The organism is Prosthecobacter sp. SYSU 5D2, from assembly GCF_039655865.1.
Taxonomy (GTDB): Bacteria; Verrucomicrobiota; Verrucomicrobiia; order Verrucomicrobiales; family Verrucomicrobiaceae; genus Prosthecobacter.
Genome location: NZ_JBBYXL010000005.1, coordinates 336,283 through 354,304, shown reverse-complemented (window position 1 = coordinate 354,304; position 18,022 = coordinate 336,283). Strand labels below are relative to the sequence as shown.

Genomic DNA, 18,022 nt, shown 5'->3' with positions numbered 1-18,022 from the left:
CGCCCTCATTTCCCCAACAACCAGCCGATCAAATTCACAAAGTCCGCCTCCGGGATCATCTGGCCGAAGGCGGGCGGCATGAGGGACATGGGGATGACGTCATCTTGGGTTAGGTCGGCCTTGGAGACGCGGTGCTCCTGGCCTGCGGCATCGGCCAGGATGAGGACCTGACCGGCCTCGCCTTTGAGGAAGCCGCTCATTGCGCTACCATCCTTCAGAGTGAGCGTGTGCAGATGGAAGTGGGCATCCACATTGCGGTTGGGATCGAGGATGTCCTCGCACAAGCGTTCCACTCCACGGGTACCGATGCCATCCAGTTGAGGACCGATGAGGCCGCCCTGGCCGCTGATCTGATGGCAGGCTGAGCAATGGGCTGTGAAGACCTTTTCACCGGCGGCGCGGTCCGGGCTGGCCTGTGCATACGCCGCACTGCGGGCGGCAATGAGCGCATCCAGTTGCTGGCGTTGCTCCGGTGAAACGGGCAGGGGCGGCGGTGCGGGACGGGCGGGGAGATAATGGGCCAGCTTTTCACGCAGGCTGGCCGGAGCGGTGTGCTGGAGCATGGCGGCCAGACTGCGCAAGGCAGTACGCGCCTGGTCTTCTCGCTGAAAGTCCTCCACAGCCACCACGGCAGGCTGGATGCGGGTGATGCCAAGCCAAGCGTAAGACCGGCCATCATCGCCATCTACGATTTCGAGCCGCGCCTGCTTGCCTGCATGGGCAGACAGATCCCATTCCACGCGCTCGCAACTGTCCCTGCGCGGTGGGAAGGCCGTGGCGAGCATCGTGCCGGATCCAGCCTCCACCAGCCTAACCAGGTTTTTGTCATGAGGTGGCTTGTTGGCGAAACCGCGATGACCGTTGATCCAAAAGGTGAGCTTATCTGGCGCGGCAAACGGCTTGGACATGAGGATGCCCGTGCGGGATTCTTCATCGCCCCCTTTCTTCATGCTTTGTAAAACCTGGGCCTCCATGCCATCCGCACACGGGCGGGTCACGAGCGACCAAGCCGGCGGCGGTGCTTCCTGGGCCACCGGCTCCCAACTGACCGCAGGTTGCCGCTGCATCTCTTCGAGCAGCTTCGCAGCAAGCTCCTGTCCCCAGGCAAGCATAGCGGGATTCGCCGGAGCGCCGCGTTCGCTCAGGCCGTTATAGATGGCTTCGAGTGCCTGCACTTGGTGAGTGGACTTTTCTGTGGCAAGGCGAATGAGCCGCCCGAGAGCGCCCTCATCTCCATGCCTGGCGATATGTGACAAGGTGTCTTCCCTGATTGGAGCGCCCTCTTCAAGCCGTGCCAGCATGAAAGACGCTGAGGCGAATGACGTCACCGCAGGAGCCATCTCTGCCACTAGCGCTGGATTCGTCACGGTGTCAAAAGCCCCATCGAGCTTGAGGTGGTCGCGGATGGCCACTTTCAGCGCATGGCGCAGCATCACGTCACCAGAAGGCGCTTCCTGAAGAGTTTCCAATAGGACCGGAAGCGCCTCCAAAAGCGGTTTCTCCTGGAGTATTGCCACAGCAGATCGTTGAACAAAAGGAGAGGATGCGGCGAGGGCTTCACGCCAATCCTTCCCATGTGGAAGCGAGGTGACCTTTCTCTCAGCGGTGCCCTCTTTCTTCACCACCCGCCAGATCCGCCCGCGCTCACGATCACGACCCGGATGATCCAGAGGCACTTCGTAATGGCCGATGATGCGGTTGTAGAAATCGGCGATGTAGAGTGCGTTGTCCGGCCCGAGTTGGATGTCCACGGGGCGGAACCAGGGATCATCGCTGGTGAGGAAATCGGGCTCCTCATTCGCTTTGGGAGTACTGCCGGTGAAAGTGACGTGATCGTGGTTCACGCGTGAAGTCACGACATTGCCGACAAACATGTGGTCATCCCATTCCGGTCCCCAGACACCGCCGTCAATATAAGCGATACCGCAGATGCCGGTGGAGCCATGGGTGTGCTCGCACATCACGGGGGCGTGGCCGAGGCCGTCGTGAGGTTTGCCAAAGCTGGGATAATGGGCACCCCGGATGAGCTGGTAAATGGGTGCACTGTGGCAGTCGGCACTGTAGAGATTGCCATACCGGTCCCAGCACAGGCCGAAGGGATTCACCTGACCATGCGTCCAGGGTTCTACCCGTGAACCGTCCGGCCGGAAGCGGAAAACATTGCCACTATGGAGATCCAAGGTGCTGCCGTCTTTGGCTTTGAAGTGGCTGGTATTGTTAAAGCCGTGCGTCGCATAGATCCAGCCGTCCAGGCCTAACCGGAAGCTGCTGCACATGCCGTGCGTATCCTTTTCATAACCCAGCGGGCCGAAGACCACCTCACGCAGATCCGCCTTTCCATCGCCGTCGGTATCCGCGAAGTACCAGATATTGGGGATGCTCCAGGCGATGCAGCCGGCCTTGTGCTCCGGTTTGTGCCAGGGCACCACCCCGGTGGGGATGTTGAGACCGTCGGCGAAGTCGGTGACCTTGTCAGCGCGGCCATCGCCATCCGTGTCTTCGAGGATCTTGATGGCATCGCGGCTGTCTTTGACGCGGGTGCCCTGGGCATCACTCCAGCGGCTTTTGTCCGCACTGTAAGGATACTCCACCGTCGAGCTGACCCACAGGCGGCCCTTGGCATCGAATGCCATGTTGATGGGCTTGTTGATCATCGGCTCACTGGCAAAGAGCTGGATCTCAAAACCCTCCGGCACATGCAGAGCGGCCAGCTCCTGCTCAGGCGTGAGTGCCTCCGTCTCGCGGACCAGGCGGGTATCAGCAGCGAAGACGGATGCCGTGACCAGGACTAACCAGAAAGTAGGATGGGAAAAGGCAGGCATGTGAGGAAAGTATCAAGTCTGGCCAGCAGAGAATGCGCTGAAACCAACGTTGTTGAGAGCAACATCCTTTAATCCGCGTTTTTATTTCCCATGCGCTTCCTGATCCTCACCCTGTCGCTTGTTTCCTGTGCCCTGGCCCATGGGCAAAACGGGCTCCGTGTTGTCCTGGCTGGTGACTCCACGGTGGCCACCGTCGCTCAGACAAAAAAGGACCGTCCTGACTTGGCCGGCTGGGGGCAGATGCTGCCGGAGTTTATGCCGCAGGCCACGATCATCAATCATGCCAAAGGCGGGGCCAGTTCCAAGAGCTTCCGCAGCGCCGGTTATTGGGACAAGGTCATCGCGGAAAAGCCGGACTATGTGCTCATCCAGTTTGGCCACAATGACCAGCCCGGCAAAGGCGAGCGGCGCGCCACCGATCCTAAGGGCGACTATCGCGACAACCTGCGCCAGTTTATCAGTGAAGTCCGGGCCGTCGGTGGGAAGCCGGTGCTCGTCACCTCCGTGGTACGGCGTGTGTTCGAAAATGGCAAGCTGGTGGACACGCTTCAACCCTATGCGGAAGCCACGAAAGCAGTAGGTGCGGAGACCGGCGTGCCGGTGATTGACCTGCATCACCGAAGCAAGCTCTTCGCCATCCAGATGGGGGAGAAATTCGGCCTTCGTTATGCCCCCTCCGAAACCGACCGCACCCATTTTAACAAAGAAGGTGCACGTATGATCGCCCGCATGGTGGCCGAGGGGCTGGTGCGTGAAGTTCCTGAAATCCGCGAGCATGTGCAACTGCTTCCGCCACCTCCGAAAGGCCTGCCTTATCAGGTGAAACTGGAGACCGTGACCAGCGGCTATGATGGCAAGACTTGCTGGGTGCACGCACGTGCGGGCGCCATTCCCGGCCCCACGCCAACGGTGGTCATGACCATGCAGAAGCTGTTGCTCACCGGCAGCGACATCTTCTTTGCCCTCAATGACGTGCGCACGGATGACCTGGGCAAAACCTGGAGCAAGATCACCCAGCATGATGAAACCCTGGGCCGCCGCAACAAGCCGGATGACATCATCGTGGCCGCCTGTGACTTCACGCCGAAGTGGCATGCCAAGACCGGCAAGCTCCTCGGCACCGGTCACACCGTGCATTACCAGAACGACAAAGTGATGCACGATCAGCGCCGCAGCAGTACCTATGCCGTCTATGATGAGAAGGCCCGCACTTGGTCCTCCTGGGCCACACTAGACATGCCTGATGAGGCCAAGTTTTTCAACTCCGGCGCGGGCTGCGTTCAGCGTTATGACCTGGAAAATGGCGACATTTTGCTGCCCGTTTATTTCAAGGGCAAAGGGGACAAATACTACAGTGTCACCGTGCTGCGCTGCTCCTTTGATGGCAAGACACTGAAGTATCTGGGCCAGGGTAATGACCTGAAACTGGAATCCGGGCGCGGTGTCTATGAACCCTCCCTCACCCGTTACCAGGGCAAGTTTTACCTGACCCTCCGCAACGACACCGCCGCCTATGTCGCCACCAGTGACGACGGCCTGAACTTCGGCCCCATCCAGCCCTGGCAGTTCGAGGACGGCAGCGAGCTGGGCAACTACAACACTCAGCAGCACTGGATCTCGCATAACAAAGGATTGTACCTCGTCTATAACCGCAAGGGCTTGAACAACGACCACATCGTCCGCCATCGCGCGCCGCTGGTCATGGCCCAGGTGAATCCCGAAACCCTCAAAGTCATGCGCGCCACCGAGCGCATCCTGGTACCCGAGCGCGGCGTCCGCCTGGGCAACTTCGCCATCACCGAAGTCAGCGAAAACGAAACCTGGGTGACCGTGGCCGAGTGGATGCAAAACATGTCCCCGAACTACATTGTTACGCCGGACAACGCCTTCGGAGCGGATAACAGCGTGTTTGCAGCGCGGATCTTGTGGAAGAATTGAAACAATGCATGAGCTTGTGAGGGTTGGAAGCCCTCACTCCTTGTTTTGTCTTCGCGGTCACCAATCCTCCGCCCAGAAAAGTACTTCGTTGCTCTGGGTATTGATGGCAATTCCATGGCTTTGACCATGGTTCCAAACCCATTCATCCTTCCGCATCTCAGGAAAGTCGTTATCAAAAAAATAGACATCAAAGTCTTTGCCTAACCTTTCAGTATGAGGCTTTGAGCCAAGGTCAAAAGGCCTGTTGAACTGGTTGATCTCTGGCACGCCAGGAATATGACCTGCCAGATCGCACGCAGGATTGCGCTGATTTTCGGCCAAGGTTTGAATGTTGATCAAGGCTTCGGGGGTGGTTTCATACTGGAGATACAAATGGGAGCCGCCCATTAAAAAACCAGGGAGGAACGAAAAACGAATGTTCTTTGCATCCGCCGGAATCTGCTCTGGAAAGTGATCGTCCAGACCCGACCCCGAATAATATTTTTCTCGAATACGCTGGTATTGTTTCAGGCTTGTCTGCACTTGCGAAACTTCAGCCATCGCGTTGCCAAACGATACCAAAAAGCCAAGCCCAAGGGCCAAGAACATGGCCCCAAGCAGAATGGCTAGGTGCCAGCTTCTCACAAGAAACAGACATATCACGGCACAGAACAAAATCAACCCTGGCAGAAGTTGTAAAATGATAGACTCAGGCTTTAGGTCCCAGCTTCTCAATTCGGCGGCTTGGGACGTCAGCTTCAGCGTTATCCAGAGCCCGGTTGCTAATCACACCACGGCGAGCGAGACCCTGCCCCAGGGAAACCTTAACACCGAAGGCGGAGAATAATCCATTTCGGAAAAAGGTTTATGTTACAGCAACGACGCCGGCTTCGCTTTCGCCAGTTCATAACCCTCATCCACCAGCAGCGGTGTGGATCGCGTCGCTGCCACGGCGAGTTCATCGCAGCGGTTGTTGCCGGCATTGGAGGCGTGGCCTTTGACCCAGCGGAGGGTGACCTTATGCTTCTCCAGAGCTTTGAGGGCGCGGTCCCAGAGGTCGGCGTTCACGGCGGGTTGTTTGTCGGCCTTGATCCAGCCGCGTGATTTCCAGGTCTTGGCCCAGCCTTTTTCAACGGTGTCCACGACGTATTTGGAATCTGAATACAACGTGACCGTGCAGGGCCGGTTCAGCAGTTCCAGGCCTTTGATGAGGGCCATCAGTTCCATGCGGTTGTTAGTGGTCTTACGGTAGCCTTCGGAGAGTTCCTTGGTGTGCTGGCCGGCCTGCAGGAGCACGCCGTAGCCGCCTGGGCCCGGGTTGCCGCTGCATGCGCCATCGGTGTAGATTGTGACGGGAGTCATGTTTCGTCTGCTAATTGAAGAATCTTTTCACGCGTCCTGGCTGACAGCCAAAAGCGACTGCGGTTTTGAAGGTCATCGAGCACGGGACGCAGGAGTTGCAGATGACCGGCTTGCTTGGCCCTGAGAAGGATGCCCAGAATGCCCACAGCTTCGAGGCCCAAAGCTTCGGCGACTTTCCGGCCCTGCTGCTCGTCGAGCAGAACGGCGTCGGCCTGATGTTCCAAGGCCAGTTCAATTGCGGCACTTTCGCCCTGGTCAAGCTGAGCCCAGGGTGCCCGGCTTCCCAGGGACTGATTGGTCTGCAGGACTTGGATCCATTGGGAAATCTCACTCCTCCAAACAATGGATAAGCAGCTGTGATTCTGGCAAATTCTTCGGCTACTTCCATGGGCGCATAAACGACGTCGAAGAGTTCTTTGAGCAGGGGGTGCAAACCTACCTGGCAGAGATTCAAAATGACTGAGGTGTCTGCAACGACGATCACTTCGTAAAGAGTCGGTCAAGGGCTGCGATGTCCTGGTCAAGGCTGGCTTCATCGGCGGCGGGAATGCCGCGTTCATAGAGGGCCTGCTGAAAGGAAAAGAGATCCACCTCGGCGAGTTCTGACGCGGCGATCTTGCCCAGGCGGCCATGCTGAAAGAGGGCACAGGCGAGTTCCAGGCGCAGGTCATCCACGCTGAAAGCGCGGAGAGCCGGGGTGTCTGGAAGGGTCATGATCATGGGCTTATTCTACGCTTTTAGTGGGTTCTGCCAAGCAGCTTTCCAACAGCTCCGCCAGGCCGGTGGTATCGGGAAGAGTGTGGGTGGCGGGGATGAGGTGGGGGTTTTCACTTTCGATGCGGATGGTGAGGGGGATGCCGGCGTTGGTGCCCATCTGGATGTCGCGATCGGCATCTCCAACCATGAGGCTGAGGTCGAGGTCGAGGTCATGTTCCTGGGCGGCGCGGAGCAGCATTTCGGCGCTGGGTTTGCGACAGGTGCAGTCGGGGTCGCTGGAGAGGCAGGTGCAGGCGTAGATGCCGTCAAAGGCGGCACCGTGCGTGATCAGCTCCGCCTGCATGCGGGCGTGAATGTCATCCAGGGTGGCCTGGGTCATGAGGCCCTTGCCGACGCCCTGCTGGCTGGTGGCGAGGATGGTGGCATAACCACGAGTGTGGCAAAGTTTCAGCGCCTCAATGATGCCGGGGTTAAAATGGAAGTCTTCCCACCGCAGGACATAACCGGCACCTGGGGAGAGATTGACGACGCCGTCGCGATCAAAGAATACAGCCGGGCGGCTCATGGGGTTGGATTGTCGGATTCAATGTTAGGCCAGACCGGGGTGCCGGTGAGGCAGAGGTTGTCGCCAATGGGCAGGAGGGTGACGTTTTCCAGCGCGACGGATTGCGTCCAGGCGGGACCGCCGATGACGGGCAGGCCGCCGCCGCAAAGACGGGGGGCGATGTACCAGCAGACCTCATCCACACTGCGGGAGGCGAAGGCCTGGCCGAGGACGTCGCTGCCGCCCTCGATGAGCACACTGGTGATGCCGCGTGTGGCGAGCTCGCGCAGCACGTCAGGAAAGGCGAGGTCACGCAGCACGAGAGTGCGGTCCTGGTAGGCATCCGTGAAGACATGGGCCTCCGGCGGCAGGTGGCCGTTGCGGGTGAGGATGATGCGCCAGGGCTGCTCCTTGGGACTGCCGTTGCGGAGGGTGAGGCGGGGGTTGTCCTGACGCACGGTTTCCGCTCCCACCAGGATGGCGTCCACACGGGCGCGCAGGCCCTGGCTGTGGGCGCGGGCGGCCTCGCTGGTGATCCAGGGGCCTTCTCCGGCTGGGCGGGTGATGCGTCCATCCAGGCTCTGGCCGGCTTTGGCAATGACGTAGGGCAGGCCGGTGGTGATCCATTTGGCAAAGGGGCGCAAGATTTCCTGGCACTCCTTCTCCAGGATGCCGGTGGTGACGGTGATGCCCGCATTTTCCAAAAGCTGCTGCGCACGGCCCACATGGTCCGGATTGGGGTCCTGGGCACCCCAGACCACTCGAGCGATGCCTGCGGTCTGGATGGCGCTGGTACAGGCACCGGTGCGACCCTGCGTGCTGCAAGGCTCCAGCGTCACATAAATCGTGGCCCCGGCGATGCGCTCAGGCGCGCGGCTTTGGGCATCCAACAGCGCCTCAATCTCTGCATGGGGCTGCCCGGCTTGCCGGTGGTAACCTTGGCCGATGAGCTCGCCATCCGCCACGATCACCGCCCCCACGGCGGGATTGGGACTCGTGAAGCCGATGCCCTGGCGTGCTTGCTCCAGGGCAAGACTCATCCAGTGGAGGTCGGATTCGTGAGTGGTGGCGGACATGGTGAGTCGGTTTCCATAACGCGCCCGGTGGCGGCAGACAAGCCGGGTTTCATGCGCAATGGCTGACAGGGAAGAGCAGGCTTGACCGTTGATGTCAGGCTCTCTTCAATTCCCGTCTGCATGAACCGCCGCTCCTTTCTCCAACAGTCCGCCCTTGCCACCGCCGCCCTGACCGCCTCCAGGCTGCAGGCCTCGGATTCTCGTCCCTTGCTGGGACTGGATCATTTTTCCCTGCGGGCCACGGGTTGGAAGGCGGGTCAATACATTGATCATGCCGCCAGCCTGAAGCTGGACACGTGCTTCATCTCAGAGCTGCACATCTTTGAAAACTTTGAGGACGCTTACTTGAAGGGCCTGAAGGAGCAGGCGGCCAAGGCGGGACTGAAGCTCTACGTGGGCACCGGTTCCGTCTGTCCCACCTCCGGCACCTGGAAGGACACCTATGGCACGCCCGAGGAGCATCTGGCGCTGACCATCCGTATTGCCAAGGCCCTGGGCTCCCCCGTGGCCCGCTGCTACCTGGGCAATCAAAAGGACCGTCTCACCGATGGCGGCATCCAGAAGCATATCGAAGAAACGGTCAAGGTCATCCAGGCCAACAAATCCCGTGCCGAGGCGGAGGGCATCAAAATCGCCATCGAAAACCACGCGGGCGATATGCAATCCCACGAACTGAAGGCGCTCATTGAGGCTGCGGGCAAAAGCTATGTGGGGGCCAATATTGACCCAGGCAACGCCGTGTGGGCCATGGAAGAGCCGATGGCACACCTGGAAACTCTGGGTGCCATGACTGTTTGCTCCAGCGTGCGCGACAGCATGGTGTGGGATACGGAAGAAGGTGCCGTGGTGCAGTGGACCGCCGTCGGAGAAGGCTTGGTGGATTTCAAAGCCTACGCCACCCGCTTTGCCGAGCTGGCCCCTGGCGTGCCCCTGCAAGTGGAGACCATCTCCGGTTTCGCCCGGCCAATGTTGTATAAAAAGAACGAGGACTTTTGGAAGGCCTATCCCGGTTATCAAGAGACGGCGGCCTTCAAGGCCTGGGTGGAAATGTCCAAAAAAGGCAAACCCATCCCCAGCTTCAAAGCCCCGGACGGCCCAGCTAAAAAGGAGGCCGAGATCGCCTATCAAAAGGCGGAATTGCAGCGCAGCATCCAGTGGCTGCAGAACAAGCTGTAATCAGACAATTCTTAAGCCTGCGCCATTTCTGGATTTTCCACAATTTCAGAAATGAGATGCATAAAAGATCGGTTTCCCGAAAATTAAAGTTTACTTAATTATTTAAGGTAGCTTAATGGAGCCATAATACCTGTGGCTGCCATGACCCTATCTCCCGATACACTGCGTCCTGACACATTGGCCGAACTGGAAGCGAGTCTGCACCAGATGAAAACGGCCAATTATTTTCTGCGCGTGGCCGTGGACCAGGTGCCGGAGGCCGTGCTCATCCTGGAGGCGGAGACCAGTGAAAAATCCGGTCCCAAGGTGCTCTTCAGCAATGCCACTGCGGCCATTATGGTCGGTGTGGAGCCTGAAAAAGGCCTGCGGGGCATGGGCATTTCCGATCTGGCTTCAGGAGACATGGATGCGGCCATTTTGCTAAACTGCCTGAACCGTGCGGTGGAGAACGGCGGTGCGCATGAGTGCCAGGCGCTGATGCAGAATTTTTACGGCCAGCCGCCGCAGCCCTGCACCTGGCGGGTGCGTGCGGTGTTTAACAGCCTGCGCAAGCTGCTCAATTTCACACTTGTGGTTACGCCTTTGAAGTCCGCTTCAGCCGTCCTCCCCGCACCGGCAATGGCGGCCCCTCCGAGCTGCGATGATCTGGATGCGCATTCTGACCGGCTGAAGCAGGACAACCTCGCAGCGCTGGCACAGGGCATCGCCCATGATGTGAATAATTTGTTAGGCCCGGTCACAGTGCGGCTTTCAGACCTGCTGCAGCAGGTGGACGGCCAGCCCGGCCTGCAGGAGGAGCTCCAGCTTATTTTTGCCGGTCTCAAGCGTGCCCGCCAGTTCACCTCCCAGGTGGTCACGGCCTGCCGTGCCAAGCCGCATCAAAAGCAGCCGGTGGACCTCTCGGCGATCATTCACGACACAGTCAAATTTGCCGGTGCCGGCTCCAATGCCCAGCTCCGCGTCCGCCTGGGCACGGCCCTGCGCTGGCCGGTAGCGGATGCGGTGAAGATCAGCCAGGTGCTGCAAAATCTCATCCTCAACGGCATCCAGGCCATGCCCCAGGGCGGTTACATGGACGTGGATGCTGAGAACACCGACATCGGCCTGGGCCAGGACGAGATCCTGAAGCCGGGCACCTATGTGCGCGTGACTGTGCGTGACCGCGGCTGCGGCATCCCGCCGGAAAACCTGGAGCGCCTTTTCAAGGAAACCTTCACCACCAAGCCGGATGGCAACGGCATCGGCCTGACGACCTGCAAGCTGTTCATACGAGATCACGATGGCGACATCCGTGTGTCCTCCCGGCTGAATGTGGGCACCGAGTTTTCGGTCTATCTGCCAGCCGTGCCCGCCCAGACCGCCTCTACGGGGGTTGTAGAAAAGGACCTGGCACCGGTGCCTTTGAAAAACGGCCAGGGCAGGGTGCTCATCGTGGATGATGAAGACGATCTCCGCAAAGTGGCGCACCTCATCCTCAAGCGCTGCGGGTATCAGGTCATCGAATGTGACAACGGCCAGGATGCCGTAAAGATTTATCACAGCCTGGCCCGTACCGGCACCCCGCCCGATGTAGTGCTCATGGACCTGACCCTGCGCGGCGGCATGAACGGCGGGGAAACCGCTGCCGAAATTCTCCGCTTTGATCCTGAAGCGCGTCTGGTCGTCACCAGCGGCAGCGTCAATGAAGACGTTCAGATGAGCTACCTCGAAAAAGGTTTTGTCGGCGTGCTGCCAAAGCCCTATGAGGCTGGCGAACTGACCCAGATCGTCCACCGAGTGGTGACGATGATGAGCCGCGCCTGAACGTAAAGCCATGACCGGAACGGCGGGAAAATGCCCGCTTCCGGATCCCCACTGCCTGCCCCCCCAGGATGGAGGGTGACAGGCAGCGCTTCAGGTTAGAACAAAAGCGCTTTTCCATCTGCGGACCGGCACCAGGAAGGGCCCGCATTTTATTGAATCAAGGGTCCTCGTTCGGAGGTGTAAGTGCAGCGGGTGCACTTAAGACAGGGTTGTCGTTGTTGGCGGAGTTCTGCACCTCGACCGTGTACTCCCCGTAGTCTGTCTCACTGAACCCGGTGATTACATATTCAGGGCCGGTGGCATCTTCAAGCAATCCATCATCCTTGAACCATTGGTAGTCGAACGACCCGACCGCACCCGCATTGGGTACAGCCGTGAGGACGACCGTATCACCGATGTTCGGGTTAAAATTGTCATCCAGCACCTCAATGGTCGCCGAGGCCACCGGCAGCTTGACCTGCAGGGTGCTCGGTGCGCTCATCACACCGTCGGGCGTGGATTCATTTATCACCAGGACTTTATAGTCACCGGCACTCTCAGCCGTCACATTTGGGATGGCATAGATGGCGTTGGTGGCTTGCTGGATGAGCACATCTTCGCCCTCAACCACCTTGTACCATTTATAGGTAAAGTCAGGCTCGCCCTGGGCGGAGGAGCGGAATTCCACCGGATCTCCCAGGTCAATGTATTGGGTGGAAGGACTGCGCGTCACCACGACGTTGGCCACCTGGCTGCTCACCTGCAGTTCCACCTCATTACTGACGACGGCCTCGGGTGTGACACTGTTCTTCACCTTGACTTTATAGACGCCCGCATCTGAGCCGGACACGCCTGCAATGGTATAAGTCTCACCGGTGGCCAGTGTGCCGTCCTCGTACACGACAGGGACGTCCTCTTCACCGGAAACCTTGTACCATTGGAATTCATAAGGCCCGCTGCTGTCAATGTCGGCAATGCTAAACTGCACGGCAGCTCCATAGTTCACAGTCTCAGTATCCGGGTCCCGCTGGGCAGTGACGCTGGTGATTGGGTTGGCCACTGTCAGCAGATTCGTCGCGCTGGTGGCGTTTGAAACAGGTGTGGTGCTCATCACCCGCACACTGTACTGACCGGCACTTTCGACGGTGACCGGGCTGATGGTATAAGTGCTCATGGCCGCCGCCGCTCCATCAATGTCTGAGCCATTTTTCCTCCACCGGTAGGTGAAGTCGCCAGCCCCGGTGGCCGTCACGGAATACACCACCGTCACATCTTCCCCCAGCGCCACAGGATTGTTAGCCGGTGTGCGGGTGACCACCACATTGCCGACGGGGTCATTCACGTCCAGCAGCGCCCCTGGGCTGATGATGGAAGAAGTGGCCGTCCGGATCACCACATCATAAATCCCCTGTTGGGTTTCCGTCACCATCGGGATGGTGTAGCTGCTGTTGGTGGCGGTGGAAATGGCCACCCCGTCCTTTCGCCATTGATAGGAAGTAATGGCCACCGGAGCCGTTGCCACTACGGAGAAAGTCACGTTTGCAGTGTTTGGATTCACCGTCTGCGCCACAGGCGGCGTGACGATGCGGATCGGTGTCGGGTAAATCTCCACGCTGCCCGCGAGGATGGGGGCTGTTTTCAGCGTTTCCGCCCCTGAAGGCAGCTGTCCCAGCAGGAAGTGCCCCAGACCGATGGCATCCACCCCAGGAACCTCCGCCCGGGTGGAGCCGTCAGAAAAGGTCGCGGCCGGAATCGTCGGGATCTGCGGGATGATCAGGCCATTAAAAGTGGCTTTCCTTTTGGGTTCTGTTACAGATTCCAATTCGAAGCTGCCGCTGAACAATCCGGTCGCTGCCGTTACTGACAGCTTGAGTTTGCCTTCGTTGGTTGACCCTGAAGGCACCAGCGGTGTGCCGCCAAGTGTCAGCGGATTCACAGAGGGGTCCAGTTCGGACTCTTCCAGGCCGCCTTCTTCAAAAAGGATGCTTGCATTGCCAGCCTGTTTTGGCAGTCCCATCACCACTGCATTTGTGCCCGGGGCCATGTAGGTCATTCCCAGGACACTCACCGGCAGCGGGCCAAACCCGGAGGCGTAATTGCGCTCCTTGGCAGAGGTCTGGGCAGTCTTGGTCCAGGCGAGCTGGCCGTCCACACGGAAGCGGTTGGTCGGATTATTGGCCGGTCCGGCCTGATCCAGGTAAAACAGCGAGGCCTGGCCCACCACGGCACCTGTGTGCTTGTAAAGGGACTGGTAGATAAGGAACTGCTGCTGGGCTCCCAGGAAGGAGCTGGAGGTCACCGTCGTCCCGTCTGCCATGCGTCCTGCCACTTTGGCGGTGCCATTGGCATCCAGAAGGGCCACCACATAGCCATGCCCCTGGGGCACGCTCTCATCTCCCACCGCATCCCCAACCAGGTTGAGACCCAAATTTTGCCGGCCTACGTAGGGGGAGATGCGCCCTTTCTTGGCATTGTACTGGCTGCGGTACGCCGTGAACTGCACGGAGTCCACCTCATCGTAAAGGGTTCCTGAAATGTCACCGCTGTAAATGTTCCCGGAGACCGCATAGGAGGACAGTACCAGTTTCAGCGGAGCAATGTTGCCTTTGCGTTTAACCAGCGCCTCCCCTTGGGTGAATACATTACCCGGTGTCTGCAACATCTGGCCGGTAAAGCTGAGCACTTCCTTGCCCTGGCTCAGTTTGCCTGTGATCTGGCCGCCTTCGGAAACAAACAGGTCAATCCTGCCGCCCTTGTTTTGATTAAAGGCCGGGGATGCACCAATCTGGCCAATGAAAGCCCCCACCACCGATTCTGGCATAGGCAGGACATTCATGGGAATGTTGCTGACGGAGCGGCTGCCTTTCGGATTCTTCACGGTGACTTTCAGCGTGTATTCACCCGCACGGGTGGCCTTGCCGCTGATGTGACCGGTGACTTTGTCCAGCGTCAGCCCGCCTGGCAGGCCAGACACCGCAAAGGAGGCGATGGAGGTGTTGTCATCCCCGCCGCCTGGGATGGTGTAGTTGTATTCGATGCCGACATAGGCATTGGCAGGCACAAAAGCATCCAGCATTGGAGGGGCTCCCGCCACACCCACTTTCCAGGGGCCGGTCTCCGCCTCCAAGTCTGCTGCGGCATTCCTCACCACGCAGGTGTAATCTCCTGCATCCGCGATGTTCGTGCCGAATTTCTTGATTGTTAGGGTGGCGGTGCCAGCGCCGGAAATGCGCTCACCATCGTCGGTGACCTCCGTTTCACCCTTTTTCCATTGATAGGTCAGGTCGGGTCCGGATGCCTGGGCTTTGAGAACCACAGTCTTGTTCGCTGCGGTGATTCGCAGGTTGGTGGCTTTGTCCACCACGATGATGGTCGCCGCATTCGTCTCCACCGTTCCTTCGACGTTTTTCGCCCGCATCACGTACGTGCCGCCATCAGTTACAGCCGCTGCAGGGATGTTCAAAGTCTGCTCCGTCTGTTTGGCCACTTTTTTGCCGCTGCGCAGCCAGGTGATCACCGGGGCGGGCGCGCCGTTGACTTTTCCGGTCAGCACCAGCGGAGTACCGGCTTCCACCACTTTGCTGGCCAGTTGCACCGAGCTGTCCACGACCGGTGCCGACCGGAAATCCACCCGGACCGTATCGCTGGTCAGAACGGTGGTGGCATTGCTCACCTGCACATCGTATTCACCCACATCTCCTTCCTGCACAGCAGCGATGATATGGGTGTTTTTGGTGGCGCCGGTGATGTTGACTCCGCCCTTCCTCCACTGATACAGAATATCCGTGCCGGTTGCAGTGACCTTCAGCGTGGCCTTTTTGCCAGGTTGCACGGCCACGGAGACCGGCTGGCGGGTGATCACGGGCAGCTTGTGCCCTTTGACCACCGTCACGGCAAAGCTCTGCTCCACCAGATTGTTGTCCAGATCTCTTGCCTTCACTTTCACCGTGGAAGTTCCAGGGGAGATGCCGTCCACACGCAAACGGCCATCAGTCACCACCACTGCACGGGCCACGGTTGGGTCGCTGTTTTCCACTTCGTATTTGAAAGCACCCACCTCCCGCGCACTGCGGATCTGCACCGTGGCATTCAGATTCATCGGCACTGGCGCTGCCTCTGTCGTCACGTTCATCGGCACATCCGTCAGGGCGGATGCCCCTGCAGACTGGAGCAGGCTGCCGTCAACAATGATGGACCCCGCCACTGTGGTGCCGTATCGGCCGATTGGCAGTTCGGCAATGTCATCCACCTTTTCCATGCCGTCCCCTGCCACACGGGCAAAGACGGTGAAGCCGGAGTTCTGATTGTCCAGTTCAATGCCTGTTTTGAGGCTGTTGTCTTCCAGGTTAAAGAAGAAGTCATGCGTGGCGCTGTCCGGGTTGTCTCCTACCTTGGCGTGTGCCACGGTGCCGCGCAGATTGGAGATGCCGGGTTCATTGAGCCCTGCCGGGCGTTTTTCGACGGTGGCAAAGGCATTCGGTTCTTGCACCGGATAGAATCCGCCGCCCTGCACAATGAAGCCTGGCACGGACCGGTGGAAGATGACGCCATCGTAGAGGCCGTTTTCCACATACCCCATGAAGTTCTCCACCGATTCGGGAACCAGGCTGGGGAACAGCATCAGGTCAATCACCCCCATCGTTGTATCCAGCCGCACTGCTTTCTCAAATTCTGCATCTGCAAACTTGTCTTCCAGTTCCAGGTAAAACTGCGTCCCGCTTCCCAGGGTCATTGGGGAAAAGGTGGCCGCCACCTGTGGCAGCGTCTGCTCCCTCAGGATGCGCAACGTCAGGGGCAAGGTGGCTGAATGACCTCCCGTATACGTCACCGTCATAGGACTCTCAAAAACACCAAATTCTTCCGGCTCCCCGGTGATCTGGCCTGTGGTCTCATTGAATTCCAGGCCTTCCGGAAGACCGTTCACGGCCCAGCTGGCACGGTTGGATGGATTGGAAACCGTCATCGTGTAATTAAAGGCCTCTCCTACTTTCGCAGGATGGTAGGCACGGCTGGTGAAACCGTGCCGGGAGAAGGCAGAGGCGGTATTGCTGGGGTCAGACTCTCCGCTGGCGGAGCGGCCCACGACGATAAACTCATGCTCCGCATCAATCGTCAACGGCACCCGGGGCGTGGGTACTGCCTGGACGGCGTCAAACTGGTAATCATAAGGGTTGTCAAAAGCCGTCCGGCTGCTGACGGTCAGCCTTGTTGTATCTGCCAGCACCGTTTGCACAAAGTACCAGGTGTCGTTCACCGTCTCCTCATCCACCACCCGGGTGTAGATGTCGTAGCTGCTTTCACCTTCAGAGCTGTCATTCCATTCCAGGTTGATCGTGCCCGAAGCGCCGGAGGTCGTGGCGGTCAGCCCATCCGGCTTGATGAAATCCATGAACACCGTGTACGGGTCGCTGTAATCGGTTGCCTCCACTGGCAGGTCGCTTTTATCATGGATCGCCCGGATGCGCCATTCCAGGCTGCCTCCAGCACCCACGGTGATGGTGTAGGAGGTGAGGTTGGCCTGGTTCAGAGTAAACTTGTCTGTGGATGCCCAGGTGGTCGCTCCCGGTGCACGGTAGCTCAGCTCGAAGCCCGTTTCGTTGAAGGAGTTGTCCTTCCAGCGCAGGATCACCCGTTCTGCGTCCAGCGGCTCCCCAGTAAGGTTGCTTGGCGCTGCCTGCTTGGGTGCGGTGTAATACGTCTGTGCCGCATTCGGGTACGTTTCAACATAAGTCTTGGCACTGTCCAGATTGGAGGCCGGGTGGGACGCCAGCGTGCCATAGGGGAGGCGCCGTGTCGCTCTCAGCATGAAATGATAGGATTCACCGGGGACCAGATTGTGCCTGACCAGCACCTCGGTACGGTCGGTCGCCGCAGTCCCCTCCTTGTTATCATACAGATGCAGCACGTAATTGGCGGGGTTGTTGGGAAAGTCTGGATCGTAGAGCATGGGCAGATAAGCCTCTTCTGCTTCCACCTGTTTTTTATAGAAGATCTGGTAGTAAATCTCGCTCGTGCTGCGGTCCTTCCAGCTGAATTTCAGTACTCCGTCATTCACACCTTCGCCGTTGGGTACCTCCGCCACCCTGAAGTTGCTGGGGGCGTTTAGATTCGCCGTCGAGGTCGTCGCCACGTTCTCAATGGGCACACTGGCAGAGGATTCCACCTTGTTGCCATTGTGCTTGAAGGCCACCACCCGGAACTGCGCCACCCCGCTGTTACCAAAGTCGTAGGACAGAATATACTCTGTCACATTGGCTGACACGGTATCCACAAACAAAAACGGCCCTGAATTGCCAAACCGCAGCTCGATGCGAAAGCCAGATTCATCCAGGGAGTTGTCATCCCAGGTCAGCCGGTAGTAGCGTGAGGTGCCTGAGGCGGGCGGTGCCAGCGCCAGGGTGGTCTTCAAGGCCAGATTGGTCGGTGCCTTTGGCGGGGTTGCCTGGGCTGGAGTCGTCAGGCCGGCAGCTAACACGACCAGGGGCAGCATCAAGGCACGGGCCTGGCGCGTGAGGAGTTCTGAAATGGACGGCATAGTGGATGGAGAGAAAGGGTTGGGGTACAGACCCGTTGGTGCAGGAGTACTGAACCCTGCGGTCTAACTTCGTTCAGTACAAATTACTCTT

12 protein-coding genes are annotated in these 18,022 nt (G+C 58.9%); 4 read left to right on the top strand and 8 right to left on the bottom strand.

From position 1 onward, the window contains the following. Positions 1 to 5: 5 nt before the first annotated feature. Entirely contained in the window at positions 6 to 2,822 is a 2,817-nt protein-coding gene (locus tag WJU23_RS10650) for a PVC-type heme-binding CxxCH protein (protein ID WP_346332541.1), read from the bottom strand. A gap of 90 nt (positions 2,823 to 2,912) precedes the next feature. On the opposite strand from WJU23_RS10650, the gene WJU23_RS10645 reads away from it, so the two are divergent. Continuing rightward, entirely contained in the window at positions 2,913 to 4,760 is a 1,848-nt protein-coding gene (locus tag WJU23_RS10645) for a GDSL-type esterase/lipase family protein (protein WP_346332540.1), read from the top strand. A 57-nt stretch (positions 4,761 to 4,817) separates the two neighbouring features. Here the strand turns inward: WJU23_RS10645 and WJU23_RS10640 are convergent, their stop codons facing one another. From WJU23_RS10640 to WJU23_RS10630, 3 genes are all read right to left on the bottom strand, one after another. Beyond that, complete coding sequence (locus WJU23_RS10640; protein ID WP_346332539.1) at positions 4,818 to 5,348, bottom strand: hypothetical protein; 531 nt, start codon at positions 5,346 to 5,348, stop codon at positions 4,818 to 4,820. 261 nt (positions 5,349 to 5,609) lie between these two features. Further along, positions 5,610 to 6,101 carry a ribonuclease HI gene (gene rnhA, locus WJU23_RS10635; protein WP_346332538.1) on the bottom strand — a complete coding sequence of 164 codons (492 nt, stop codon included), beginning with the start codon at positions 6,099 to 6,101 and terminating at the stop codon, positions 5,610 to 5,612. Then, the gene (locus WJU23_RS10630) at positions 6,098 to 6,184 is read right to left on the bottom strand and encodes a hypothetical protein (protein WP_346332611.1); all 87 of its coding nucleotides are present in this window, start codon (positions 6,182 to 6,184) and stop codon (positions 6,098 to 6,100) included. Before WJU23_RS10630 ends, rnhA begins: the two co-directional genes overlap by 4 nt. Positions 6,185 to 6,202: 18 nt before the next feature. Here WJU23_RS10630 and WJU23_RS10625 point away from each other — a divergent pair, with 18 nt between their 5' ends. Then, complete coding sequence (locus WJU23_RS10625) at positions 6,203 to 6,451, top strand: hypothetical protein (protein WP_346332613.1); 249 nt, start codon at positions 6,203 to 6,205, stop codon at positions 6,449 to 6,451. A 130-nt stretch (positions 6,452 to 6,581) separates the two neighbouring features. Here WJU23_RS10625 and WJU23_RS10620 read toward each other — a convergent pair whose 3' ends face one another. The 3 genes from WJU23_RS10620 to ribD are packed head-to-tail and all read right to left on the bottom strand — an operon-like array spanning position 6,582 to position 8,438. Next, positions 6,582 to 6,821, bottom strand: a complete 240-nt coding sequence (locus WJU23_RS10620; protein WP_346332537.1) for a UPF0175 family protein — start codon at positions 6,819 to 6,821, stop codon at positions 6,582 to 6,584. 4 nt (positions 6,822 to 6,825) lie between these two features. After that, positions 6,826 to 7,383 (bottom strand): HAD family hydrolase, encoded by a 558-nt coding sequence (locus tag WJU23_RS10615; RefSeq protein ID WP_346332536.1) that lies wholly within the window; start codon positions 7,381 to 7,383, stop codon positions 6,826 to 6,828. Further along, positions 7,380 to 8,438 carry a bifunctional diaminohydroxyphosphoribosylaminopyrimidine deaminase/5-amino-6-(5-phosphoribosylamino)uracil reductase RibD gene (ribD, locus tag WJU23_RS10610; RefSeq protein ID WP_346332535.1) on the bottom strand — a complete coding sequence of 353 codons (1,059 nt, stop codon included), beginning with the start codon at positions 8,436 to 8,438 and terminating at the stop codon, positions 7,380 to 7,382. The genes WJU23_RS10615 and ribD overlap by 4 nt, the downstream gene beginning before the upstream one ends. A gap of 120 nt (positions 8,439 to 8,558) precedes the next feature. Here ribD and WJU23_RS10605 point away from each other — a divergent pair, with 120 nt between their 5' ends. Together WJU23_RS10605 and WJU23_RS10600 are read left to right on the top strand one after the other, a co-directional pair. Beyond that, a complete protein-coding gene (locus WJU23_RS10605) occupies positions 8,559 to 9,614 on the top strand; it encodes a TIM barrel protein (protein ID WP_346332534.1) in 1,056 nt (351 codons plus the stop codon). Between the two features lie 141 nt (positions 9,615 to 9,755). Continuing rightward, positions 9,756 to 11,417, top strand: coding sequence for an ATP-binding protein (locus tag WJU23_RS10600; RefSeq protein ID WP_346332533.1), 1,662 nt, complete (start codon positions 9,756 to 9,758; stop codon positions 11,415 to 11,417). Between the two features lie 157 nt (positions 11,418 to 11,574). Here WJU23_RS10600 and WJU23_RS10595 read toward each other — a convergent pair whose 3' ends face one another. Next, positions 11,575 to 17,931, bottom strand: a complete 6,357-nt coding sequence (locus tag WJU23_RS10595) for an immunoglobulin domain-containing protein (protein ID WP_346332532.1) — start codon at positions 17,929 to 17,931, stop codon at positions 11,575 to 11,577. Positions 17,932 to 18,022: the final 91 nt, after the last annotated feature.